The 23,039-nt window shown below is 60.5% G+C and carries 21 protein-coding genes; 10 read left to right on the plus strand and 11 right to left on the minus strand.

The window, feature by feature from the left end:
* Positions 1-30 precede the first annotated feature (30 nt).
* From relA to ACYZT6_RS19410, 5 genes are all read right to left on the minus strand, one after another.
* Entirely contained in the window at positions 31-2,274 is a 2,244-nt protein-coding gene (gene relA / locus ACYZT6_RS19390; protein ID WP_462028252.1) for a GTP diphosphokinase, read from the minus strand.
* A gap of 121 nt (positions 2,275-2,395) precedes the next feature.
* Positions 2,396-3,748: a 23S rRNA (uracil(1939)-C(5))-methyltransferase RlmD gene (rlmD, locus tag ACYZT6_RS19395; RefSeq protein WP_462028253.1), complete on the minus strand. Its 1,353-nt coding sequence runs from the start codon at positions 3,746-3,748 to the stop codon at positions 2,396-2,398.
* Positions 3,748-4,650 (minus strand): cysteine synthase CysM, encoded by a 903-nt coding sequence (gene cysM / locus ACYZT6_RS19400; RefSeq protein ID WP_131060350.1) that lies wholly within the window; start codon positions 4,648-4,650, stop codon positions 3,748-3,750. The genes rlmD and cysM overlap by 1 nt, the downstream gene beginning before the upstream one ends.
* A gap of 416 nt (positions 4,651-5,066) precedes the next feature.
* Positions 5,067-6,491 carry a histidine kinase sensor domain-containing protein gene (locus ACYZT6_RS19405; protein ID WP_462028254.1) on the minus strand — a complete coding sequence of 475 codons (1,425 nt, stop codon included), beginning with the start codon at positions 6,489-6,491 and terminating at the stop codon, positions 5,067-5,069.
* Positions 6,478-7,200: a response regulator transcription factor gene (locus ACYZT6_RS19410; protein ID WP_462028255.1), complete on the minus strand. Its 723-nt coding sequence runs from the start codon at positions 7,198-7,200 to the stop codon at positions 6,478-6,480. The genes ACYZT6_RS19405 and ACYZT6_RS19410 overlap by 14 nt, the downstream gene beginning before the upstream one ends.
* 214 nt (positions 7,201-7,414) lie before the next feature.
* Between ACYZT6_RS19410 and ACYZT6_RS19415 the strand changes: the two genes are divergently transcribed.
* The 4 genes from ACYZT6_RS19415 (at position 7,415) to ACYZT6_RS19430 (ending at position 12,396) form a co-directional block, all read left to right on the plus strand.
* The gene (locus tag ACYZT6_RS19415; protein ID WP_462028256.1) at positions 7,415-10,168 is read left to right on the plus strand and encodes a response regulator; all 2,754 of its coding nucleotides are present in this window, start codon (positions 7,415-7,417) and stop codon (positions 10,166-10,168) included.
* A 213-nt stretch (positions 10,169-10,381) separates the two neighbouring features.
* Positions 10,382-11,371, plus strand: coding sequence for a 2-hydroxyacid dehydrogenase (locus ACYZT6_RS19420; protein WP_462028257.1), 990 nt, complete (start codon positions 10,382-10,384; stop codon positions 11,369-11,371).
* Between the two features lie 186 nt (positions 11,372-11,557).
* On the plus strand, positions 11,558-11,992 hold the full coding sequence (locus ACYZT6_RS19425) for a hypothetical protein (RefSeq protein WP_033056853.1): 435 nt from the start codon (positions 11,558-11,560) through the stop codon (positions 11,990-11,992).
* A complete protein-coding gene (locus ACYZT6_RS19430; RefSeq protein WP_462028258.1) occupies positions 11,992-12,396 on the plus strand; it encodes an META domain-containing protein in 405 nt (134 codons plus the stop codon). Before ACYZT6_RS19425 ends, ACYZT6_RS19430 begins: the two co-directional genes overlap by 1 nt.
* 174 nt (positions 12,397-12,570) lie before the next feature.
* On the opposite strand, the gene ACYZT6_RS19435 is transcribed toward ACYZT6_RS19430, so the two are convergent.
* Positions 12,571-13,038 carry a TlpA disulfide reductase family protein gene (locus ACYZT6_RS19435; RefSeq protein ID WP_462028259.1) on the minus strand — a complete coding sequence of 156 codons (468 nt, stop codon included), beginning with the start codon at positions 13,036-13,038 and terminating at the stop codon, positions 12,571-12,573.
* 114 nt (positions 13,039-13,152) lie between these two features.
* Between ACYZT6_RS19435 and arsC the strand changes: the two genes are divergently transcribed.
* The 3 genes from arsC to ACYZT6_RS19450 are packed head-to-tail and all read left to right on the plus strand — an operon-like array spanning position 13,153 to position 14,526.
* Positions 13,153-13,506 (plus strand): arsenate reductase (glutaredoxin), encoded by a 354-nt coding sequence (gene arsC / locus ACYZT6_RS19440; RefSeq protein ID WP_462028260.1) that lies wholly within the window; start codon positions 13,153-13,155, stop codon positions 13,504-13,506.
* On the plus strand, positions 13,503-14,099 hold the full coding sequence (gene wrbA, locus ACYZT6_RS19445; protein ID WP_462028261.1) for an NAD(P)H:quinone oxidoreductase: 597 nt from the start codon (positions 13,503-13,505) through the stop codon (positions 14,097-14,099). The genes arsC and wrbA overlap by 4 nt, the downstream gene beginning before the upstream one ends.
* A 1-nt stretch (position 14,100) precedes the next feature.
* On the plus strand, positions 14,101-14,526 hold the full coding sequence (locus tag ACYZT6_RS19450; protein WP_059182318.1) for a DUF2069 domain-containing protein: 426 nt from the start codon (positions 14,101-14,103) through the stop codon (positions 14,524-14,526).
* A 99-nt stretch (positions 14,527-14,625) separates the two neighbouring features.
* On the opposite strand, the gene ACYZT6_RS19455 is transcribed toward ACYZT6_RS19450, so the two are convergent.
* Positions 14,626-15,300: a DNA-3-methyladenine glycosylase I gene (locus ACYZT6_RS19455; RefSeq protein WP_462028262.1), complete on the minus strand. Its 675-nt coding sequence runs from the start codon at positions 15,298-15,300 to the stop codon at positions 14,626-14,628.
* 131 nt (positions 15,301-15,431) lie between these two features.
* The gene (gene ttcA, locus ACYZT6_RS19460; protein WP_462028263.1) at positions 15,432-16,256 is read right to left on the minus strand and encodes a tRNA 2-thiocytidine(32) synthetase TtcA; all 825 of its coding nucleotides are present in this window, start codon (positions 16,254-16,256) and stop codon (positions 15,432-15,434) included.
* Positions 16,257-16,724: 468 nt separating this feature from the next.
* Between ttcA and ACYZT6_RS19465 the strand changes: the two genes are divergently transcribed.
* Positions 16,725-17,327 (plus strand): Yip1 family protein, encoded by a 603-nt coding sequence (locus ACYZT6_RS19465; RefSeq protein WP_462028264.1) that lies wholly within the window; start codon positions 16,725-16,727, stop codon positions 17,325-17,327.
* Between the two features lie 149 nt (positions 17,328-17,476).
* Positions 17,477-17,971: a SprT family zinc-dependent metalloprotease gene (locus ACYZT6_RS19470; protein ID WP_010457127.1), complete on the plus strand. Its 495-nt coding sequence runs from the start codon at positions 17,477-17,479 to the stop codon at positions 17,969-17,971.
* Between the two features lie 120 nt (positions 17,972-18,091).
* Here ACYZT6_RS19470 and ACYZT6_RS19475 read toward each other — a convergent pair whose 3' ends face one another.
* Positions 18,092-19,273: a CaiB/BaiF CoA transferase family protein gene (locus tag ACYZT6_RS19475; RefSeq protein ID WP_462028265.1), complete on the minus strand. Its 1,182-nt coding sequence runs from the start codon at positions 19,271-19,273 to the stop codon at positions 18,092-18,094.
* 144 nt (positions 19,274-19,417) lie between these two features.
* Positions 19,418-20,752, minus strand: coding sequence for a dicarboxylate/amino acid:cation symporter (locus ACYZT6_RS19480; protein WP_462028266.1), 1,335 nt, complete (start codon positions 20,750-20,752; stop codon positions 19,418-19,420).
* A 339-nt stretch (positions 20,753-21,091) separates the two neighbouring features.
* Between ACYZT6_RS19480 and ACYZT6_RS19485 the strand changes: the two genes are divergently transcribed.
* Positions 21,092-22,090, plus strand: coding sequence for an AraC family transcriptional regulator (locus ACYZT6_RS19485; RefSeq protein WP_462029982.1), 999 nt, complete (start codon positions 21,092-21,094; stop codon positions 22,088-22,090).
* A gap of 149 nt (positions 22,091-22,239) precedes the next feature.
* Here the strand turns inward: ACYZT6_RS19485 and ACYZT6_RS19490 are convergent, their stop codons facing one another.
* Positions 22,240-22,596, minus strand: a complete 357-nt coding sequence (locus tag ACYZT6_RS19490; protein WP_462028267.1) for a DUF6124 family protein — start codon at positions 22,594-22,596, stop codon at positions 22,240-22,242.
* Positions 22,597-23,039 lie beyond the last annotated feature (443 nt).

Raw genomic sequence — 23,039 nt, forward strand, 5'->3', positions numbered from 1 at the left:
GCAAGCCTCGCTCCTACAGAGGGCTTGTCTTCACGGCGTACGGTTACGCCGGGTTTCGATGATGTTCGGCAACTGGGAAATCCGCCCCAGCAACCGTCCCAGTGCATCCAGCCCCGGAATCTCGATGGTCAGGGACATCAGCGCGGTGTTGTCCTCTTTGTTCGAGCGGGTGTTGACCGCCAGCACGTTGATCCGCTCGTTGAGCAGCACTTGCGAGACGTCACGCAGCAAACCGGAACGGTCGTAGGCACGGATGATGATGTCCACCGGGTAGGTGAGCACCGGCACCGGGCCCCAGCTGACCTGGATGATCCGTTCCGGCTCTCGCCCACCCAGTTGCAGCACCGAGGCGCAGTCCTGACGGTGAATGCTCACGCCACGGCCCTGGGTGATGTAACCGACGATGGCATCCCCCGGCAACGGTTGGCAGCAACCGGCCATTTGCGTCATCAGGTTGCCGACGCCCTGAATCTGAATGTCGCCACGCTTGCCCGGTTTGTAACCGGTGGCTTTGCGCGGGATCAGTTCCAGCTGCTCGTTGCCGCGTTCCGGCTCGACCAGTTGCTGCGCCAGGTTCACCAGTTGCGCCAAGCGCAGATCGCCTGCACCCAACGCGGCGTACATGTCTTCGGCGGTCTTCATGTTGGCCTTGTCGGCCAGCTTGTCGAAGTCCACCGCCGGCAGGCCCAGGCGACTCAGCTCACGTTCGAGCAAGGTTTTGCCGGCTGCGACGTTCTGGTCACGGGCTTGCAATTTGAACCAGTGAACGATCTTCGCCCGCGCTCGCGACGTGGTGATGTAACCCAGGTTCGGGTTCAGCCAGTCGCGGCTCGGGGTGCCGTGCTTGCTGGTGATAATCTCGACCTGCTCACCGGTTTGCAGGCTGTAGTTGAGCGGTACGATGCGCCCGTTGATCTTCGCGCCACGGCAGTTGTGACCGATTTCGGTGTGCACGCGGTAGGCGAAGTCCAGCGGCGTCGAGCCCTTCGGCAGGTCGATGGCGTGACCGTCCGGGGTAAAGATGTAGACCCGGTCCGGCTCGATATCGACCCGCAACTGTTCGGCCAGACCGCCGATGTCGCCCAGCTCTTCATGCCACTCGAGGACCTGACGCAGCCAGGAGATTTTCTCTTCGTAGTGATTGGAGCCGGACTTGACGTCGGTGCCCTTGTAGCGCCAATGCGCGCAAACGCCCAACTCGGCTTCTTCGTGCATGGAATGGGTGCGGATCTGCACTTCCAGCACCTTGCCCTCGGGGCCGATCACCGCGGTGTGCAGCGAGCGGTAGCCGTTCTCTTTCGGGTTGGCGATGTAGTCGTCGAACTCTTTCGGGATGTGCCGCCACAAGGTGTGGACGATGCCGAGCGCGGTGTAGCAGTCGCGCATTTCCGGCACCAGCACGCGCACGGCACGCACGTCGTAGATCTGGCTGAACTCCAGACCCTTGCGCTGCATTTTGCGCCAGATCGAATAGATGTGTTTGGCCCGACCGCTGATGTCGGCATCGACGCCGGTGGCCTGCAATTCGTTCTTGAGCTGGCTCATCACATCGGCGATGAAACGCTCGCGATCCAGACGCCGCTCGTGGAGCAACTTGGCGATCTGCTTGTACTGATCCGGCTCCAGGTAACGGAAGGAAAGATCCTCCAGTTCCCACTTGATATGACCGATGCCGAGACGGTGAGCGAGCGGTGCATAAATGTCGAAGACTTCACGGGCAACGCGGTTGCGCTTCTCGTCGTCGGCGGTTTTCACCGCACGGATCGCGCAGGTGCGCTCAGCCAGTTTGATCAGCGCAACGCGAACGTCATCGACCATGGCCACCAGCATCTTGCGCAGGTTTTCGACCTGGCCCTGAGTGCCCAGCACCAACGATTGACGGGGGCTCAGGCTGGCGCTGATCGCCGCCATGCGCAACACGCCGTCGATGAGTTTGGCGACCACCGGACCGAAGCGCTGGCTGACGGCCGGCAGTTCGATCTGGCCTTCGCGCACGCCGCGGTACAAGACCGCCGCGACCAACGAATCCTGATCCAGTTTGAGGTCGGCGAGAATCTCGGCGATCTCAAGGCCGGTGCGGAAACTCGAGGTCCCTTCGGACCATAGATTCTTCGCCGCATTGGCTTGTTGTTCAGACACGCGAGCGAACTCGCACGCTTCCTTCAAGGCTTCGCGATCCAGTGCCAGATCGACACTGACCGCATGATCGAGCCAAGCCTCGAGATTGATACTGCCGTCGGTGTTGATCGGCTGGTGTGCTCTCACCTGTACCATCTTGCTTACCTTCCCTACGACGCAGATTCAATGCGTCAATTCGCTGACCTTCATTGCCCGATGGCCCTCACGGGGCTAAGCGAGAGCTGCATGGGCGGCCAGTCGGACCAGACGAGCCGTCCTAGCTCGCTTCAAATAACGCCATGGCCTCGACATGTGCCGTCTGAGGAAACATATCGAGAATCCCGGCACGTTTTAACCGGTAGCCCTGCTTGATCAATTCGGCCGTATCGCGCGCCAGCGTTGCCGGGTTGCACGACACGTACACCAACCGCTTGGCGCCCAGGGACGCCAGCTTGCGCACGACCTCGAAAGCACCGTCACGCGGTGGGTCCAAGAGTACCGCACAAAAGCCTTCGCGCGCCCATTCGGCATCGGTCAAAGGCTGGGATAAATCGGCCTGAAAAAACTTCGCATTATGAAGATTGTTGCTAGTGGCGTTCGCGGCTGCCCGCTCCACCATCGCCTGCACGCCTTCGACCGCCACCACTTCGCGAACGGTTTTGGCCAGGGGCAAAGCAAAGTTACCCAACCCACAGAATAGATCGAGAACCCGCTCATCCGCTGTCGGCTTCAACCACTCCAGCGCCTGGGCAATCATCGCCTCATTGACCCCGGCATTGACCTGGATGAAATCCCCCGGCCGATACGCCAGTTTCAAATCCCACTGCTCAAGTCGATAGCCCAACGACTGATCGGCTTCGACCGGTTGTGGTTCGCCCTCTCCATGCAGCCACAATTGCGCTTCATGGAACGCGCAGAAATCCTTGAGGATCGTCAGGTCGGCGTCGGACAACGGCGCCATGTGCCGCAGCAATACCGCCAACGACGATCCGGCGAACAATTCCACATGCCCGAGGGCCTGAGGTTTGCTCAAGCGTCGAAGCATTTCCGGCAAGCGAGTCATGATCGGCTGCAAGGGCTGTACCAGCACCGTGCACTCGTTGATCGCCACGATGTCCTGACTGCCTGCCGCGCGGAAACCGACTTCGAGTTTTTTCGCCTTCATGTCCCAACGCACCGCCACTCGGGCGCGACGACGGTAACCGAATTCCGGACCGCTCAACGGCGGTGCCCACTCTTGGGGTTCGACACCGGCGACCTTGGACAGTTGCTCGGCGAGCATGCGCTGTTTCAGGGCGAGTTGTTCGGTGTGCGGCAGATGCTGCACGCTGCAACCGCCACAGCGACCGGCATGCGGACACGGTGCCGGACGACGCAATTCGCTGGCCAGGAACACACGTTCAGTGCGCGCCTCGACCACTTTGCCGTGGGCGCCCAACACGCGCGCCTCGACTTCTTCACCGGCCAATGCGCCGATGACGAACCAGGTGCGACCTTCGAAAAACGCGATACCGCGACCGTCATTGGCCAGGCGCTCGATGCTCAAGCGCTGCTTTTTGCCGGTCGGAATTTGCGGGGCCTTGCTGCCACCGGTGGGTTGGAAGCGCAGGCCTCTCTCTTGCTTGGCCATCAGTTGGGAGCGTCGAAAATGCCGGTCGACAAGTAACGGTCGCCACGGTCGCAGATGATCGCGACGATCACCGCGTTTTCAACTTCCTGGGACAGGCGCAGCATCGCTGCCACGGCACCGCCGGAGGACACACCGCAGAAGATGCCTTCTTCACGGGCCAGACGACGGGTCACGTCTTCGGCTTCGCTTTGCGCCATGTCGACGATCCGGTCCACGCGCTCGGCCTGGTAGATCTTCGGCAGGTATTCCTGCGGCCAGCGACGGATGCCCGGAATCGCCGAACCTTCCATCGGTTGCAGGCCGATGATTTGCACGCTTTCGTTCTGCTCTTTCAAGTAGCGCGAGACGCCCATGATGGTGCCGGTGGTGCCCATCGAACTGACGAAATGGGTGATGGTGCCCTCGGTCTGGCGCCAGATTTCAGGGCCGGTGGTGGTGTAGTGCGCTTCCGGATTATCCCCGTTGGCGAACTGATCCAGCACCTTGCCACGGCCTTCGGCTTCCATTCGCTGAGCGAGGTCGCGCGCGCCTTCCATGCCTTCTTCCTGGGTGACCAGAATCAGCTCGGCGCCATAGGCCGTCATCGCGGCTTTACGTTCGGCGCTGGAGTTGTCCGGCATGATCAGGATCATCTTGTAACCCTTGATCGCGGCAGCCATGGCCAGCGCAATACCGGTGTTACCCGAGGTCGCTTCAATCAGCGTATCGCCGGCGTGGATCTGCCCGCGCAATTCAGCGCGGGTAATCATCGACAGCGCCGGCCGGTCCTTGACCGAGCCCGCCGGGTTATTCCCTTCGAGCTTGAGCAAAAGGGTATTGCTGGTGGCGCCAGGCAGGCGCTGCAAACGGACCAGCGGAGTGTTGCCGACGCAATCGGCGATGGTTGGGTACTGCAAGGTCATGGCGTATTCGCAATCCAGACTGCGGGGGCGCCTATCATACCGGCAAACCTGCGCAGGCCATATCACGCAAAGTGTGGTGTTTATGGCTTATGGGAATAAGCGGCTTTTTCAACGTTAAGCTGTCTGCGTGAAATAGACGGATTTGTGTCAGCAGCGCTGACACTATTACCGGCTGGACATCCCTGCGTCCGAACTGTGCCGCTTTAAACAAGGTTGGCACGGGAGAAAATGATCATGTTGTTCCACCAGGGAATTGTCGCACCAGTGGTGCGACTTTCACTTCAGGTGACAGACCTGATAGATCCAATGGTTGTTGGGTCCAGGAAAATTGTCTCACCAGCGGTGAGATTTTTTCGTGATGGTGACGCGACTGGCCTCATCGCGAGCAGGCTCGCTCCCACAGGGCTCGGGGTTGGTCACACGATTTGTGGTCGACAAAGATCCACTGTGGGAGCGAGCCTGCTCGCGAAGGCGTCATCACTGGCGCCATCAATCTCAGCCACCAGCCGCAGATTCAACCGCAACCCCAACCCGGTGTTCTGCGCCCAAAGACTCCCGCCCTGACGCTTCACCGCATTCCGCGCAATGCTCAACCCCAACCCGAACCCGCCATTTCCCGGCCGTGAGCCATCGAGCCGAATGAATGGACAAAAGATCCGTTCAAGATCCGCTTCAGCCACCCCGCCGCCCTCATCCTCCAGCCACAAATGCCAGAAGTCGCCATTGCGCTGACCACCAAGCCGCACGATGCCGCCACTCGGTGAATGACGAATGGCGTTGCGCAGAATGTTTTCCAGCGCCTGCGCCAGGGTGTTGAGATTGCCCCGGACCCAGCACGACGAATCCACCACGCACTGCAACTGGCTCGCCGGCCAGCCACTTTCATAGCAGGCGTTTTCCGTGAGCATTTCCCACAGCGCCTGGACCTGAATCGCTTCGTCGGGCAACGGCGCGCGCTCGGTGTCGAGCCAGGCCAGTTGCAACGTGTCGTCCACCAGCCGCTGCATGCCATCGACTTCCCGGCCAATGCGCTCGCGCAATTGCGCCAGCCCCTGCTCGCTTTCGCTGGCGACCCGCAAACGGCTCAGCGGTGTACGCAGTTCATGGGACAGGTCGCGCAGCAATTGCTGTTGCAGGGCCACGGTGCTTTGCAGCCGCTCGGCCATGTGGTCGAACGCCCGGCCCAACTCACCAAGCTCATCCGACCGGTTGGTGGTGCTGCTCGACACGCGCACGCTCAACTGGTCGGCGCGCCAGGCGTTGGCTTGTTCGCGCAGGCTGTTCAATGGCACGACCAACAGCCGATACAGACCGACGCACAGCAACAGCGTGAACAGTCCCGGGATGATGCCGTTGGTGATCACGCGCCAGAGCACCCGGTATTGTCCGGGCATGAAGCGCTCTGGAAGCTCGATAACCAGATTGCCGGCGTAGGAATCACCGGGGAACGGCACGCGCAGCCACGGCAGACGTTTCTTGTGAATAGGCCAATCCAGGCCGCGCAGAAAAGTCAGGTGTTCGATTTCCTTGTCCGTCAGCGGCAGGCTGCTCAACGACTGTAAATCACTGCCGATGACGCCAACCCAGCCTGTCTCGCGCTGTTTCATACCTTGCAGCCAGGCATCGATACCCTCGCTATGCCCCTGACGCCACGCCTGTTCGGCCTCGGCGGCATACCCCACCAGCGTGCGTCGGGCCTGATCCGACAGGAACTGGTTTCGTTGCTCCATGTAGCGGCCCCAGGACCAGCTCAGCCAAATCATCAGCAGACAGAACGCCACCAGCAAACACGCCAGTTTCCAGAACAGCGAGTGCCGGCCCGGCAGGTCAGACCATTTCATCGCCGGCACTCAATACGTAACCCTTGCCCCAGACCGTACGCACTTCCCGTTCGGTGTAGCCGATGCCTTTGAGTTTGCGACGGATCTGGCTGATGTGCATATCGAGGCTGCGGTCATGGGGGGCGAAACCGCGTTGCAGCACGTGCTGATAAAGGAAGGCTTTGCTCAGCACTTCATCGCCATTGCGATTCAGTGTGTCCAGCAGTCGATACTCGCTGCGGGTCAGGCCGGCGGCGTGTTCGCCATAGAAAACCTCACAGCGCTCATCGTCGAAACGCAGGCTATCGACCGACGGCGCCACCGCTGCCGGCGCCGGCCGACGGTCCAGCGCCACCCGGCGCAGGATCGCTTCGATGCGCACGCGCAACTCGGCCATGCTGAAGGGTTTTGGCAGGTAATCATCGGCCCCCAGGCGAAAACCGCTGATGCGATCCGCCTCGGCGCCCAGCGCTGACATCAGTACCACCGGGGTGGAATGGCTCTGGCGCAATTGCGTCAGCACGTTCAGTCCGTTCAGCCCTGGCAGCAAAATATCCATCAACACCACGTCAAAGGGCTGCTGGCGGGCGATGTCCAGGCCTTCCTGCCCGTTCTGGCACCAGGTCACCTGAAAACCACAACGGCCCAAATGCTCGTGCACATACGCGCCGAGGACGAGGTCGTCTTCGATGGACAGGATGCGGGGATGGCCAACAGGGATGGGAGTCATGAGTATCTGCAAATAATTCTCAGTTGGCGATTATTCAAGATTGCCTGACGATGGGCAACACAAGGTTTGCCCGTGGCGCAAAAGCGGCGATCCATCCGACGAATGACGACATCAATTTTACGAAGATTGCCTGCCTGCAAATCGCTACACTGGCCCGGTGGCGCGTGCCGGACGTACGCGCAGGTCAATCAATAGCTGGATGCAGGAGAGATGCGTGCTCAAGAAACTGGGAATTAAAGGCCGCGTGCTGTTGCTGACCCTGTTGCCGACCACTCTGATGGCACTGGTCCTGGGCGGCTATTTCACCTGGACGCAGCAATCCGACCTGCAAACCCAACTGATGCAGCGCGGCGAGATGATCGCCGAACAGCTCGCGCCGTTGGTGGCCCCGGCCATGGGCCACAAAGACAATGAGCTGCTGGAGCGCATCGCCACCCAGTCGCTGGAAACGCCGGACGTGCGCGCCGTGACCTTCCTCGCCCCCGACCGCACGCCCGTGGCCCACGCCGGCCCGACCATGCTCAACCCGGCGCCGATGGGCAATGGCTCGCAGATGCTGCGCCGCAGTGGCAACGATGCGACACGTTACCTGCTGCCGGTGTTCGGCAAACACCGCAACCTGGCCGGCGACCTGATACCTGATGAAGCCGAGCGCCTGCTGGGCTGGGTCGAGCTCGAACTGTCCCACAGCGGCATGCTGCTGCGCGGTTACCGCAGCCTGTTCGCCAGCCTGCTGCTGATTGGCGCGGGCCTGGCCGGTGCGGCGCTTCTCGCCTTGCGCATGGGCCGGACGATCAATCGGCCGATCAGCCAGATCAAACTGGCGGTGGCGCAACTCAAGGACGGTCATCTGGAAACCCGCCTGCCGCCCCTTGGCAGTCAGGAACTGGATGAACTGGCGTCGGGCATCAACCGCATGGCCGGCACGCTGCAAAACGCTCAGGAAGAATTGCAGCACAGCGTCGACCAGGCCACCGAAGACGTGCGCCAGAATCTGGAAACCATCGAGATCCAGAACATCGAGCTGGACCTGGCGCGCAAGGAAGCCCTGGAAGCGAGCCGGATCAAATCCGAGTTCCTGGCCAACATGAGCCATGAAATCCGCACGCCACTCAACGGTATTCTTGGTTTCACGCACCTGTTGCAAAAAAGCGAGCTGACCCCGCGACAGCTCGACTATCTGGGCACCATCGAAAAGTCCGCCGACAGCCTGCTGGGGATCATCAACGAGATCCTCGACTTCTCGAAAATCGAGGCCGGCAAACTGGTGCTCGACAATATTCCGTTCAACCTGCGCGACCTGTTGCAGGACACGCTGACCATCCTCGCCCCGGCCGCCCACGCCAAACAGCTTGAGCTGGTGAGCCTGGTTTATCGCGATACGCCGTTGTCGCTGGTGGGCGATCCGCTGCGACTCAAGCAGATCCTCACGAACCTGGTGAGCAACGCGATCAAGTTCACCCGCGAAGGCACCATCGTCGCCCGGGCCATGCTTGAAGAAGAACACGAAGACAGCGTGCAACTGCGCATCAGCATCCAGGACACCGGCATCGGCCTGTCGAACCAGGACGTGCGCGCCCTGTTCCAGGCGTTCAGCCAGGCCGATAACTCGCTGTCCCGCCAGCCCGGCGGTACCGGTTTGGGGCTGGTGATTTCCAAGCGCCTGATCGAACAGATGGGCGGCGAGATCGGCGTCGACAGTACGCCGGGCGAAGGCTCGGAATTCTGGATCAGCCTCAGCCTGCCCAAGACCCGCGACGATGCCGAAGACCTTCCCGCCCCACCGCTGCTCGGGCGCCGCGTGGCGGTGCTGGAAAACCATGAACTGGCGCGGCAAGCCTTGCAGCATCAGCTGGAAGATTGCGGCCTGGTCGTGACGCCGTTCAATACCCTGGAAAGCCTGGCCAATGGCGTAACCGGCGCGCATCAGACCGATCAGGCGATCGATCTGGCGGTGCTCGGCATCACCAGCAACGACATGCCGCCGGAGCGCCTTAACCAGCACATCTGGGACCTTGAGCACCTGGGCTGCAAAGTGTTGGTGCTGTGCCCGACCACCGAACAGACGCTGTTCCACCTCTCGGTGCCCAACCCGCACAGTCAGCTGCAGGCCAAACCGGCCTGCACCCGCAAACTGCGTCGGGCATTGTCCGATCTGGTCAACCCGCGCCAGCAGCGCAGCGAACCCGGCGAACCGGTATCCAGCCGCGCGCCGAAGGTGCTGTGCGTCGACGACAACCCGGCCAACCTGTTGCTGGTGCAAACCCTGCTCGAAGACATGGGCGCCAAGGTGCTCGCGGTTGAAAGCGGTTACGCGGCCGTCAAAGCGGTGCAGAGCGAGACCTTTGACCTGGTGTTGATGGACGTGCAAATGCCCGGCATGGACGGGCGTCAAAGCACCGAGGCGATTCGTCAGTGGGAAAGTGAGCGGCATTGCACGCCGCTGCCGATCGTCGCCCTCACCGCCCACGCCATGGCCAACGAAAAACGCGCGCTGCTGCAAAGCGGCATGGACGACTACCTGACCAAACCGATCAGCGAACGGCAACTGGCCCAGGTGGTGTTGAAGTGGACCGGCCTGGCGTTGCGCAATCATGGGCCGGAACGCTCCAGCGACAGTCATGGCGGCGCCCATGAATTGCAAGTGCTCGACCACGACGAAGGCTTGCGCCTGGCTGCCGGCAAGGCTGATCTGGCCGCGGACATGCTGGCAATGTTGCTGGCCTCCCTGGAAGCCGACCGCGAGGCGATTCGCCTGGCCCGGGAAACCAATGACCACAACGCCCTGATCGAGCGCGTCCACCGCCTGCACGGCGCGACCCGGTATTGCGGCGTCCCGCAACTGCGTGCCGCCTGCCAGCGCAGCGAAACCCTGCTCAAGCAACAGGACCCGAAAGCCCCCGGCGCCCTGGAAGAACTCGACCGAGCGATCAATCGCCTGGCCGCCCACGCCCGAATAAACGCTTGATGCAGCGCAATGGCGCCCAAACCATAACCGCTAAACTCACCGGGCTCTGTAGCAGCTGGCGAAGCCTGCGTTCGGCGACGCAGTCGTCGTAAAATCAGGCACTGCGGTCTTTCAGGTAAACCGCGTTTGCCGGGTTTACGACGACTGCGTCGCCGAACGCAGGCTTCGCCAGCTGCTACATAAAAGCGTGACCGAGTTATCCAGGAGGACCGCATGCGCACGATTCTTTTCAGCAGCCAGACCTACGACCGCGACAGTTTTCTCGGCGCCGCGCTGCCCGCCGGTATCGAGCTGCACTTTCAATCGGCGCGGCTGAGCCTCGATACGGTGGCGTTGGCGGAGTACCACGAAGTGGTCTGCGCGTTCATCAATGATGACTTGAGCGCCCCGGTGCTGGAACGCCTGGCAGCGGGCGGCACACGCTTGATCGCCCTGCGCTCGGCGGGCTACAACCATGTCGACCTGGCGGTGGCGAAACTTTTGGGGCTTTCGATTGTGCGGGTCCCGGCCTACTCGCCGCACGCGGTGGCCGAACACGCGGTGGCGCTGATCCTGGCGCTCAACCGGCGCCTGCACCGCGCCTACAACCGCACCCGCGAAGGTGATTTCAGCCTGCACGGCCTGACCGGTTTCGACTTGGTGGGCAAGACCGTCGGCGTGGTCGGCACCGGGCAGATCGGCGCGACCTTCGCGAAAATCATGAACGGTTTTGGCTGCCAATTGCTGGCTTATGACCCCTACCCCAACCCGCAAGTCGAAGCCCTCGGCGCCCGCTACCTGAGCTTGCCGGAGCTGCTCGCCGAATCGCAGATCATAAGTCTGCACTGCCCGCTCAACGAGCAGAGCCAACACCTGATCAATCGCGAGTCACTGGCGCACATGCAGCCCGGCGCGATGCTGATCAACACCGGGCGTGGTGGTCTGGTGGACACGCCGGCGCTGATCGATGCGCTGAAGGACGGCCAATTGGGTTATCTGGGGCTGGATGTCTATGAAGAAGAAGCGCAGCTGTTCTTCGAGGACCGGTCCGACCTGCCGCTGCAGGACGATGTGCTGGCGCGGCTGCTGACCTTTCCGAACGTGATCATCACCGCGCACCAGGCCTTTCTGACCCGCGAAGCCCTGGACGCGATTGCCACGACGACCTTGCAGAACATCGCCGCCTGGGCCGCCGGCGCGCCGCAGAATCGGGTCGAGGGCTGAGCCGATCAGGCTTTGGACAAGAGGATCATCAGGCCCAGCCGATTAACGCCATGCCCGTTCCTTAGAGATGCAAAAGCGGCAGTGTGCCATGACTCGGCCGGTAATTTGAACCTGATCGAAGGTCATCTGCCCGCGCCATGCTGCGTGCAGGCCCGTGATAGCATACCGCGCATATTTGGAGGACCCATGGTCGAACACGATTTCCGCTACAGCCTGATGAACCCGCAACACACCCTCACCGAATGCCGCGCCCTTGTGCCGGGGCGTTATCAAGTCACCGGCAACGGCGGCTCGATTCGTAATAATGACGTGCTGGTCGTGACCCTCAAAGGTGCCAAGGACTTGTCCATGCGCCTGACCGTGGAAACGGTTCGCCACCTGATCAACCCGCCCGGCCAATGGGTCGCGGTGGCCAGTGGTCCGGTGTTTGGCGAATTGGCGATCCACACCTGGAAAGTCAATTGCGACAGCTGCGCCAAAGAATTGAGCTTCGAGTTCGCAGTCGACGCCAAGCTGGGCAACAAGGCTGAAAAGCCTGCCGCCACCGCGCGGATTGCCGAGTTGGGGTGGACCACCGTTGGCGAGAAGCACCTGTGCCCGAAATGCCAGGAGCCCGCGTGATGAAACGCCTCGCCCTGACCGCCCTGGTCGGTGCCAGCCTGCTGGGCTGCGCCGCCGAGCCGGTGAAATTGCAACAAAACCGCAGCTACATTCTGGAATGGATCGGCGAACGTCCGTTGATGGACTACAGCCACCTGACCATCACTCTAGGTGAAGACGGCCGGGCTTACGGCAATGGCGGCTGCAACCACTGGTTTGCGCCGTACACGCTGGAAGGCGACAAGCTGAGCTTCGGCAAGATCGGCAGCACCCGCAAACTGTGCCCGCCAGCCGTGATGGAGCAGGAAAAGCGCTTCATGCAGGCCCTGGAAAATGTGCAGCGCTGGGATGTTTCGCCAATCGAACAGATGCGCTTCTGGCCGGCGCAAGGCAAGCCGTTGCGTTGGTGGCTTGAAGAGGGTTGATCGACGCAACGCAACCTAAGTAGCAGCTGGCGAAGCCTGCGTTCGGCTGCGAAGCAGTCGTGAAATCAGGCTGTGCGGTCTAACAGATAGACCGCATTCTCAGGGTTTACGACTGCTACGCAGCCGAACGCAGGCTTCGCCAGCTGCTACAGGATCGCGGCACGGCTTAACGGATCAGTTGACTGCCTGCAACGCCTCAAGCTTCTCCATCACCCCCGCCGCTGTCTGCTCCCCCATCAACTGCTCACGCACCTTGCCCTTGTTATCGATGATGTACGTCACCGGCAACGCCTCGCTGCGCGGCAGTTCAAATAGCTCCGATGGATCCTGAGCCAGCACGGTGAACTTGATCCCCAGTTTCTCACTGGCGCTTTTCAGCTCTTCCCCCTGCACATTGTCGAAATTGACCCCGAACACACCGATCTTCTTATCCTTCAGCTGGTCGGCCAGCGCATTCAACTCCGGGATCTCGGTACGGCACGGGCCACACCATTCGGCCCAGTAGTTGAGCACCAGCCATTGTTTGTCCAGACGTTCGGCCGCGACTTTCTGGCCGTTCTGGTCGATGCCATAGTCGTTGCCACAGCCCCCCAGCATCAGCGTACCCATGATCGCCAATGCCGCTGCCAGTCGTCTTGTCATGTCTTGATCCTTGTTCAAAATTGAATGCGCTTGCGACCCATCGCCTCCCGAGGTTCTGGATTGCGCGCTGCACAGTTAGAATAGCCGCCACCTTACGCAAGATGCGACCCGCACATGACCGATCTGACGCTTTATCACAATCCGCGCTGCTCGAAATCCCGCGGTGCGCTCGAACTGCTCGAAGCCCGTGGCCTGGCCCCGACCGTGGTCCGCTACCTGGAGACCCCGCTGGACGCCGCGCAAATCCAGAGCCTGCTGACCAAGCTCGGCATCAGCGCCCGGCAACTGCTGCGCACCGGCGAGGACGAGTACAAGACCCTCAACCTGGCGGACAGCAGTCTGAGCGAGGTGCAATTGATTGCCGCCATCGCCGCCAATCCGAAACTCATGGAGCGACCGATTCTCGAAGTCGGCGACAAAGCCATCATCGGCCGTCCACCGGAGAACGTGCTGGAGTTGCTGCCGTGAGTGCGCCGTACATTCTGGTTCTGTATTACAGCCGCAGCGGTTCGACCAACGAAATGGCCCGGCAGATTGCCCGTGGCGTCGAGCAGGCCGGGATTGAAGCGCGTCTGCGCACGGTCCCGCCGATCTCTTCCGAATGCGAAGCCGTGTCGCCGGACATTCCCGACGAAGGGGCGCTGTATGCCAGCCTCGACGATCTGAAGAATTGCGCAGGCCTGGCCATGGGCAGCCCGACCCGGTTCGGCAACATGGCGGCGCCGCTCAAGTATTTCCTCGACGGCACCAGCAATCTTTGGCTGACGGGCGCTCTGGTGGGCAAACCGGCCGGGGTGTTCACCTCCACCGCGAGCCTGCACGGCGGTCAGGAAACCACGCTGCTGTCGATGATGTTGCCGCTGCTGCACCACGGCATGCTGATCACCGGCCTGCCTTACAGTGAATCGGCGCTGCTGGAAACCCGTGGCGGCGGCACGCCGTATGGCGCGAGTCATCACGCCGGGGCGGATGGCAAAAGCGGTTTGAATGAACATGAAGTCGCGCTGTGCCGGGCCTTGGGCCTGCGTCTGGCGAAGACTGCGCAAAAACTGGGGAACTGACGTGGCGAAAAAGCCGAAGATTCTGCCCTCGATCGAATGGCTCGAACCGCGGGTCCGGGCGATGCGGGTCATCAGCCTGCTGTGTTTTTTCGGGCTGGTGGGGCTGCTGTGTGCCTATTACCTGGTATTTGCCGACCTGCATGGTGCCCGGCCGTGGGTGATTTTGTTGATCGAACTGGTGCCCCTGCTGTTGCTGGCGCCGGGGATGATCATCGGCAGCGCGCGGGGGCATTCGTGGATGTGTTTTGTGGTGAATCTGTATTTCATCAAGGGCGCATTGGCGGCGTATGACCCGAACCGGCAGCTGTTTGGCTTGCTGGAAATGGGCGCGAGCCTGGCGGTGTTCTGCTCGGCACTGTTGTATGTGCGGTGGCGGTTTCAGTTGAATCGCAAATTGGCGGGTGAAGGCGAGATCTCCGTCGCCTGATAGATTGCAATCGCTAGCAGGCTAGCTCCCACAGGGGATTTGTGTACGCCACAGATCCAATGTGGGAGCCAGCCTGCTGGCGATTGCCGCGACTCGGTCTCAATGGTTGACGGTATACGCGAGCATCATCGAAATCTGGCTCATCGGCCGCCCGCCACTCTGTTCATGCCACTGGTTGAACACATCCTGCACCAACGCCAGGTCCCGAAGACTGGTCGGTACCTTGTCGACGATCTTCTGCGCATTCAACCCCGCGACCACGTCGTAACTCGGCACAAACGTATCCTTGCCGACCATGCGCAAGAAGCGCGGCGCCGACAACCCGCCCAATTGATGCCCGCGCTTTTTCAGGTACGTCCACAGCCCGACGATATCCGTCACCGGCCAATCGGCGATCAACGCGCCGAAACTGCCCCTCTCATGTGCCTCGTCCAAAATGAACTGCGCATTGCGCGGCACGCTCTTGAGCTTGCCCAGGTGACGGATGATCCGCGCGTCCTGCATCAGGCGTTCAAGGTGTTCGGCGCTCATCAACACGACTTTTTCCGGGTCGAACTTGAAGAACACCTCTTCGAACGACGGCCACTTGGCGTCCACCAGGCTGTGCTTGAGCCCGGCGCGGAACACGCGCAGCGCCATGGTCGAGAGGTAGCGGTCGTCGCTGATCTTGCGCAATTGCGCCGGGGTCTTGGGAACGGGCAGATGGGCTTCCAGTTCAGCTGCCGAGCCGAAGCGGTTCAGACAGTATTCGTGCAGCCACTTGTAATCGCGCATGCCCTCTCCTGATGAATAAATGAATAGACCCCTGTGGGAGCCAGCCTGCTGGCGATGGCGGTGAGTCAGTCAACAATGATGTGTCTGACCCACCGCCATCGCCAGCAGGCTGGCTCCCACAGTGATTGTGTTTAGAGGTTGACGACATTGACGAACCGCGAAGCCGCCGTTTCGTCGATCTTGAGGCTGGTGAAGTCGAACAGATTACGGTCCGCCAGTTGCGACGGTTGTACGTTCTGCAAGCTGCGGAAAATGCTTTCGGTACGGCCCGGGGTCTTGCGCTCCCACTCTTGCAGCATGTCCTTGACCACCTGACGTTGCAGGTTTTCCTGAGAACCGCAGAGGTTGCACGGGATGATCGGGAATTGCTTGAAGTCCGAATAGGCCTGGATGTCTTTTTCGTTGCAATACGCCAGCGGGCGAATCACCACGTTGCGGCCGTCGTCGGCACGCAGTTTGGGCGGCATGGCCTTGAGCGAACCGTTGAAGAACATATTGAGGAAGAACGTCTCGACGATGTCGTCGCGGTGGTGACCGAGGGCCATTTTGGTCGCGCCGATTTCGTCGGCAAAGGTGTAGAGCGTGCCGCGGCGCAGGCGCGAGCACAGCGAGCAGGTGGTCTTGCCTTCCGGGATCAGCTCCTTGACCACTGAGTAGGTGTCTTTCTCGACAATGTGGTACTCGATGCCCAGCTCTTTGAGGTAGGCCGGCAGCACGTGTTCAGGGAAGCCTGGTTGTTTCTGGTCCATGTTCACGGCCACGATCTCGAACTTGATCGGAGCGACCTTCTGCAAGTGCAAGAGCACGTCGAGCAGGGTGTAGCTGTCCTTGCCACCGGACAGGCAAACCATGACCTTGTCGCCGTCTTCAATCATGTTGAAATCGGCAACAGCCTCACCCGCCTGGCGGCGAAGGCGCTTTTGCAGTTTGTTCTGGTTGACCGTGAGAGTGCCCATGACGCGAAATCCGTGAGGTGTGACGAAAGGCCGGCATTTTACGCAAAAACCCATCGTCGGCGAAGTACTTGGCGAAAGCCGGATACCCAAAGGAATTATGCGCCGACGCAATCTTTGTAGCAGCTGGCGAAGCCTGCGTTCGGCGGCGAAGCCGTCGTCAATGCGGGCTACGCGGTTCGCCTGACACACCGAGGTGCATGGTATTACGACGGCTTCGCCGCCGAACGCAGGCTTCGCCAGCTGCTACAGGTCGCGTATGCCCTCTCCTCTGACCCAACAGACCCTACGGCGATTAACAGGGGTGTTTACAGCGCAATTTGCTCTAACGCCCTGCAACCCGCGTCGTTAAGACCTTTCTATACTGCGACATAAGGTCGCACACATAGTCAGACCTATTACTTACTTGGCCACTTTGGCCTGTAGGCGCTCCACTGGGGGGCGACGGTAAAAACAAGAGGAGTGACTGGCATGATCCATCACGTAGTGGGGCTCTTCACCCACCCCGACCAGGAATGGAAAGAAATCCGTGGCGACCAAGAGGAAAGCATCAGCCACATGTACCTGACCCACACGCTGATTCTGGCGGCGATCCCCGCTGTGTCGGCGTTTATCGGCACCACTCAGGTCGGCTGGGTCATCGGCAGCCGGGCGCCGGTGATGTTGACTCAGGAAAGCGCGCTATGGATGACGATCATGTCGTACCTGGCGATGCTCGGCGGTGTCGCGGTCATGGGCGCATTCATCCACTGGATGGCCCGTACCTATGACGCCAATCCAAGTCTGGCCCGCTGCGTTGCATTTGCGACCTATACCGCGACCCCGCTGTTCATCGGCGGTCTGGCGGCGCTGTACCCACACATGTGGCTGGGGATGGTCGTCGGAACGGCGGCCATCTGCTACACGGTGTATTTACTGTATGTGGGGCTACCCACTTTCATGAACATTCCATCAGACGAGGGCTTCCTGTTTTCCAGTTCGGTGCTTGCCGTAGGCCTGGTGGTGCTGGTTGCCATCATGGCGTTTACAGTGATTGTCTGGGGACTCGGCGTGGGGCCGGTCTATACCAATTAGCAACACACCATCGAAAAACTAGATCTGCCAACACAGGCCGCCGCAAGGCGGCCTTCTAATGCGTGAGGGGTAATGACCATTCGGCGCCTCGGCGATTCGCAAGGCCCCGGCGTTGCGGCATACTCGACGTCTCTGGAGATCCATCAAGCATGCCCGAGCAACTCAATACCCGCGTCGAAGACTGTTACCAATTAGCCGAATCCTTTTTCAAACGAACTTTCAAACGCCCCGTGGTGAGCCTCAAGCTGCGCGGTCAAAAAGCCGGTGTCGCGCATTTGCACGAGAACCTGCTGCGCTTCAATCCGCAGCTGTACCGGGAAAACACCGAAGACTTCCTCAAGCAGACCGTGGCCCACGAAGTGGCGCACCTCATCGCCCATCAACTGTTTGGCGACCGCATTCAGCCGCACGGTGAAGAGTGGCAATTGATCATGCGTGGCGTGTACGAACTGCCGCCCAATCGTTGCCACACCTACGACGTCAAACGCCGCAGCGTGACCCGCTACATCTACAAATGCCCGTGTGTCGACAGCGATTTCCCGTTTTCGGCGCAGCGCCATGGTCTGGTGCGGCAGGGTCGGCGGTATTTGTGTCGGCGGTGCCGGAGTACGTTGGTGTTTAGTGGGGAGATGCGGGTCGAATAACAGGATTTGGGGTGTCTGGTCTGGCCTCATCGCCAGCAGGCTGGCTCCCACAGGGGATCATCGATACGCCACAGATCCATTGTGGGAGCCAGCCTGCTGGCGATGGCGGCCTGACAGGCACTAGAGAATCACCTTGGCACGGCGCAATTCCTCGATCCGCTCAGCACTGAACCCCAACTCCCCCAACACCTGATCCGTATGCTGCCCCAGCGCCGCGCCGATATGCCGCGGCTCCGGCAACCCCTCAGAAAATTTCAACGGACAGGCCATTTGCGACTGCGTAGAACCATCCCACCGCGGTACTTCTGCTACCAACTCCCGCGCCTGCAACTGCGGATGCTGCACCGCCTCGCCCAGACTCAAAACCGGCTCGACACACGCATCCACCCCGGCAAACAACTCGCACAGCTGCACAAAGTCATGCTTCTCGAATTCGGCTTTCAACTCATTCTTCAGCGCCTGTTGCTCGGCGGGTTTGGGCGACAGGCCCTTGGACGCCAGTTCCGGCCGCCCCAGCGCCGTACACAGTTGCTGCATGAAGACTGGCTCCAGACTGCCCACCGATAACCAACGTCCGTCCCGTGAACAGTAATAGTCGTAGAAGCTGCCGCCATTGAGCATCTGATCCTCCGTCCCCGGCTCCACGCCACAGGCAAGATACCCGGCGCCGGCCATGGCGTTCAGGCTGAAGGCGCAATCGGTCATGCTCACATCCAGATGCTGCCCCACCCCGCTGTGCTGCCGGGCGATCACCGCCGCCAACAACCCGATCACGCCGTGCAGCGAGCCGCCGGCGACATCCGCCACCTGCATGCCCAGCGGCAACGGCCCACTCTCGGTGCGGCCGGTGTAGCTCGCCAGCCCCGCCAGCGCCAGGTAGTTGATGTCGTGGCCGGCGCGGTCCTTGTAGGGGCCGGTCTGGCCATAACCGGTGATCGACACGTAGATCAACCGCGGATTGATCACCTTCAAGGCGTCATAACCCAGGCCCAGGCGTTCCATCACACCGGGGCGAAACTGCTCCAGCACGATGTCGTGGTCCGCCAGCAACTGTTTGATCACCTCCAGCGCTTCGGGCTGCTTGAGGTCCAGCGCCAAGCTGCGCTTGTTGCGATTGAGGTAAGCATGACTGGCCGACACCCCGTGATCGTGCGGCGGCAAGACCCGCAGCAAATCCATGCGGGTCGGCGATTCGATGCGCAAGACTTCCGCGCCCATGTCTGCCAGCAACAACGAGGCAAAAGGCCCAGGCAGCAGTGTCGAGAAATCCAGAACCTTGAGTGATGCCAGTGGACCGGGCATGAGCGACCTCCGTGAACGATGCTTCCAGCCTAGGCAGGCAAACGAATTGCAGCAATCACCTGAAGTGTCAGCAGCTGTGACCGTTGCGCTCAAATCCCGGGCATGAAAAAACCCGCCGAAGCGGGTTTATTCAGTGCAGCCGTCTTATTTGACGTTGGTTGGGGTTGGGCCTTCGGCCACACCCAGGTCGTCTACTTCACGCTCGTCGGAGATACCGCGACCGCCAGAAGCCAGCTCGACTTGCAGCTTGTCTTCATCCAGCTCTTTCACCCACTTGGCCACGACCAAGGTCGCAACAGCGTTACCAACGAGGTTGGTCAGCGCACGGGCTTCGGACATGAAGCGGTCGATACCGAGGATCAGCGCCAGGCCGGCCACCGGCAGAGTACCCACGGCCGACAGAGTGGCTGCCAGCACGATGAAACCACTACCGGTCACACCTGCCGCACCTTTGGAGGACAACAGCAGCACCAGCAGCAAGGTGATCTGGTGAGTGAGGTCCATCGGCGTATCAGTCGCCTGAGCGATAAACACAGCAGCCATGGTCAGGTAGATCGAAGTACCGTCGAGGTTGAAGGAGTAACCAGTCGGGATCACCAGACCCACTACCGATTTATCCGCACCCAGGCGTTCCATTTTGATCAGCATGCGTGGCAGAGCCGATTCCGACGACGAAGTGCCCAGTACGATCAGCAGTTCTTCACGGATGTAGCGGATCAGCTTGAGTACGCTGAAACCGTGCGCGCGGCAGATGGCGCCCAGTACCAGAACCACAAACAGGATGCAGGTGATGTAGAAGCAGATCATCAGCTGACCGAGTTGCACCAGCGAGCCTACGCCGTAAGCACCAATGGTGAAGGCCATTGCACCGAAGGCACCGACCGGGGCGAGCTTCATGATCATGTTGATGATGTTGAACATCACGTGAGCAAAGCGATCAATGAAGTCCAGCACCGGCTTGCCGTACGCACCCAGGCGATGCAGGGCGAAACCGAAAATCACCGAGAACATCAGCACTTGCAGGATATCGCCGTTGGCGAAGGCGCCGACGATGGTGTTCGGGATCACGTTGAGGACAAAGGCGATGATGCTCTGGTCTTTACCGGCCGAGATGAAGCCAGCGATTTTGCTGGTGTCCAGGGTCGTCACGTCGATGTGCATGCCGGCGCCCGGTTGCACGACGTTGACCACGACCAGACCGATCAGCAAGGCAAGGGTGGAAACGATTTCGAAGTACAGCAGCGCATAACCGCCGGTCTTGCCGACCGACTTCATGTTCTGCATGCCGGCGATACCACTGACGACCGTACAGAAGATGATTGGCGCGATGACCATTTTGATCAGTTTGATGAACCCGTCACCCAGCGGCTTGAGGGCCACACCGGTCTGCGGGTAGAAGTGACCGAGCAGGATGCCGATGGCAATAGCAACGATCACCTGGAAATACAGGGATTTGTACAGTGGCTGACGAGTCGTCATTGCAAAGTTCCTCAAGAGCGTCCCGCGACAACATCCATCTGTTGTCAACGACACCTCATTTGCGAACCCTCCTGCACTGGAGGGATTTGTTTTGTCGAGCTGCGCAGCGGCAGGCATCTGCTCGTTGTATCGCAAGGCCCGTGCCACCTTTGAAAAAATGCCTGCGAGCCTTTTGACATCAAGGGTTACAGGTTCAGCCTTGCCACTGACGGGTTACAACAATGTGGCGGATATCCGCCCATCCTCCAGACCTCGTCCTACAATTTGGCGGATATCCGCCTGTTCAACATCCAGGCCGGCGGCTACCATCCGTCGTTCAATGGGTCGGACCTGCCTGCTATGCGAGAGCGCACCATCGCCAGTCATTTCGCCCGTGCCGTCCTCGGTGGCGCGCGCCGGCTGGGTTATGACTATTCAAATCTGCTGCAACAACTGGGCATCAGCCCCGAATTGCTGGAGGAGCCGCGTGCGCGGATTGCGCCGGAGCAGTTCACGCGATTGATCCAGGAGTTGTGGCTTGCACTCGACGACGAGTACCTCGGTTTCGGGCCGACACCCAGTAAAACCGGCACCTTCGCGATGATGTGCCACGCCGTGATCCACTGCCGGAACCTCGATAAGGCTCTACATCGCGGCTTATTGTTTTACAGCCTGTTCCCCGAGGGTCCGCGCCTGACCCTCACCCGCGAAGACGAAATGATCCGCCTGAGCCTCGATGATTCGAAGTTCCAGGACCCGGACCATTTCCTCACCGAAAGCCAGCTGATGGTGTGGCATCGCCTCGGCAGCTGGCTGATCGGCCAGCGCATTCGGCTGGAACAGGCGACGTTCAGTTATCCGAAGCCCGAGCACGGCGCCGAATACGACTTACTGTTCCCCTGCCCCCTGGTGTTTTCCACGGAGCAGAGCAGCCTGCTGTTTCACAGCCGCTACCTGGACATGCCCCTGTTGCAGGACGAACGCACCCTCAAACATTTCCTCCAACACTCCCCGGCCAACCTGCTTTCGCGCCCGGATGACGGCGACAGTCTGAGCAGCCAGCTGCGCCGTTTGCTCAGCCGCGACAGTTCCCGCTGGCCAGACCTCGAAGCGGTGGCCGCGCACCTGCATATCAGCCCGCAGACCTTGCGCCGGCACTTGCGGGAAGAAGGGTCGAGTTTTCAGGAGTTGAAGGATCAGTTGCGCCGGGACATCGCGATTTATCATTTGGGGCGTGCGGATCTGTCGTTGCAGCAGATTGCCGAGCAGTTGGGGTTTTCCGAGCCTTCGGCGTTTCATCGGGCGTTCAAGAAGTGGACCGGGTTGACGCCTGGGGCCTATCGCGCCCAAGAGAACTGATTTTGGGTTGAATTGACTGGCCCCATCGCGAGCAGGCTCACTCCCACATTTTGATCGGTGTGAACGCACATTATGTATTCACTGAAGATCTCCTGTGGGAGCGAGCCTGCTCGCGATTGAACGATGACGCGGTCTACTTAACCAAACGACTACGGCGGATCAAGCCTGTCCAGCATCCGATTCACCGCCAGCTCACCCAACATGACGGAGTGCTGGATGCCGAGCAGGGTGTGGCGCTGCGGGCCATCCAGCTGCCCCGCGAAATCACTCAACATCACACTCGCTGACGCCAAAGTCTCACAGGCGTTGACCAGCAAGGTTTCGTTATCGGTGTCGGGCCCGACGAAGTAGATCGTGCTGGGTTTACGTGGCGTGTCTTTGGGAATGACCGGTTTGAGGTAGTAATCGAGGGCGCGGTCGGCGGCTTCGTTGAGCTTTTTGGAGTCGGTGGAATCGTAGGGCGAAACGTCGTCGGTTTCTGGTGGGTTGGGTGTGATCTTGAACATATGAAGCTCCTAGAGTCATGGAGCCGCAACACATCGCTGCTAAACGAAAAAGAGGTGGCGGCTGTACGCGGGTTAGCAGACCAGGACTCTAGAACCCGGCGCACCGAAGTGCCCCACGCAAAGCCGCCATGACATGAACGACGGACGTTGTGCGTCTAGAGAAACCCGGGCTGCTAAACCCGATCGCTGATTCGTCAGCGACCCAGAAACGATAGAGCCCACGTCCCAGGCGCACAAGCCGGCGGATTCTGGCGTAGTCGTAGGCAGCGGCGCAAGGATGTGTAGCCTGAGTGAGTGTCTGGAGATGTGTTTTAAACAGCGCTGTTTATCGACCTTGCCTGCACGCTTTGTAGTGAATGGGCCGACCTCATCGCGGGCAAGCCCGCTCCCACAGGTTTCGAGTCTGAACACAATATTCGTGGACGACATATCCCCCTGTGGGA

The sequence above is a fragment of the Pseudomonas sp. RT6P73 genome, from assembly GCF_054897715.1.

Excerpts from the sequence above, each read along its gene's own strand:
- ttcA (WP_462028263.1), bottom strand. The coding sequence starts at position 16,256 with ATGGGCACTCTCACGGTCAACCAGAACAAACTGCAAAAGCGCCTTCGC.
- relA (WP_462028252.1), bottom strand. The coding sequence starts at position 2,274 with ATGGTACAGGTGAGAGCACACCAGCCGATCAACACCGACGGCAGTATC.
- ACYZT6_RS19435 (WP_462028259.1), bottom strand. The coding sequence starts at position 13,038 with ATGACAAGACGACTGGCAGCGGCATTGGCGATCATGGGTACGCTGATG.
- ACYZT6_RS19410 (WP_462028255.1), bottom strand. The coding sequence starts at position 7,200 with ATGACTCCCATCCCTGTTGGCCATCCCCGCATCCTGTCCATCGAAGAC.
- cysM (WP_131060350.1), bottom strand. The coding sequence starts at position 4,650 with ATGACCTTGCAGTACCCAACCATCGCCGATTGCGTCGGCAACACTCCG.
- rlmD (WP_462028253.1), bottom strand. The coding sequence starts at position 3,748 with ATGGCCAAGCAAGAGAGAGGCCTGCGCTTCCAACCCACCGGTGGCAGC.
- arsC (WP_462028260.1), top strand. The coding sequence starts at position 13,153 with ATGACCGATCTGACGCTTTATCACAATCCGCGCTGCTCGAAATCCCGC.
- ACYZT6_RS19405 (WP_462028254.1), bottom strand. The coding sequence starts at position 6,491 with ATGAAATGGTCTGACCTGCCGGGCCGGCACTCGCTGTTCTGGAAACTG.
- ACYZT6_RS19425 (WP_033056853.1), top strand. The coding sequence starts at position 11,558 with ATGGTCGAACACGATTTCCGCTACAGCCTGATGAACCCGCAACACACC.
- ACYZT6_RS19475 (WP_462028265.1), bottom strand. The coding sequence starts at position 19,273 with ATGCCCGGTCCACTGGCATCACTCAAGGTTCTGGATTTCTCGACACTG.
- ACYZT6_RS19455 (WP_462028262.1), bottom strand. The coding sequence starts at position 15,300 with ATGCGCGATTACAAGTGGCTGCACGAATACTGTCTGAACCGCTTCGGC.
- ACYZT6_RS19485 (WP_462029982.1), top strand. The coding sequence starts at position 21,092 with ATGCGAGAGCGCACCATCGCCAGTCATTTCGCCCGTGCCGTCCTCGGT.
- ACYZT6_RS19430 (WP_462028258.1), top strand. The coding sequence starts at position 11,992 with ATGAAACGCCTCGCCCTGACCGCCCTGGTCGGTGCCAGCCTGCTGGGC.
- ACYZT6_RS19420 (WP_462028257.1), top strand. The coding sequence starts at position 10,382 with ATGCGCACGATTCTTTTCAGCAGCCAGACCTACGACCGCGACAGTTTT.
- ACYZT6_RS19490 (WP_462028267.1), bottom strand. The coding sequence starts at position 22,596 with ATGTTCAAGATCACACCCAACCCACCAGAAACCGACGACGTTTCGCCC.
- ACYZT6_RS19480 (WP_462028266.1), bottom strand. The coding sequence starts at position 20,752 with ATGACGACTCGTCAGCCACTGTACAAATCCCTGTATTTCCAGGTGATC.
- ACYZT6_RS19465 (WP_462028264.1), top strand. The coding sequence starts at position 16,725 with ATGATCCATCACGTAGTGGGGCTCTTCACCCACCCCGACCAGGAATGG.
- ACYZT6_RS19470 (WP_010457127.1), top strand. The coding sequence starts at position 17,477 with ATGCCCGAGCAACTCAATACCCGCGTCGAAGACTGTTACCAATTAGCC.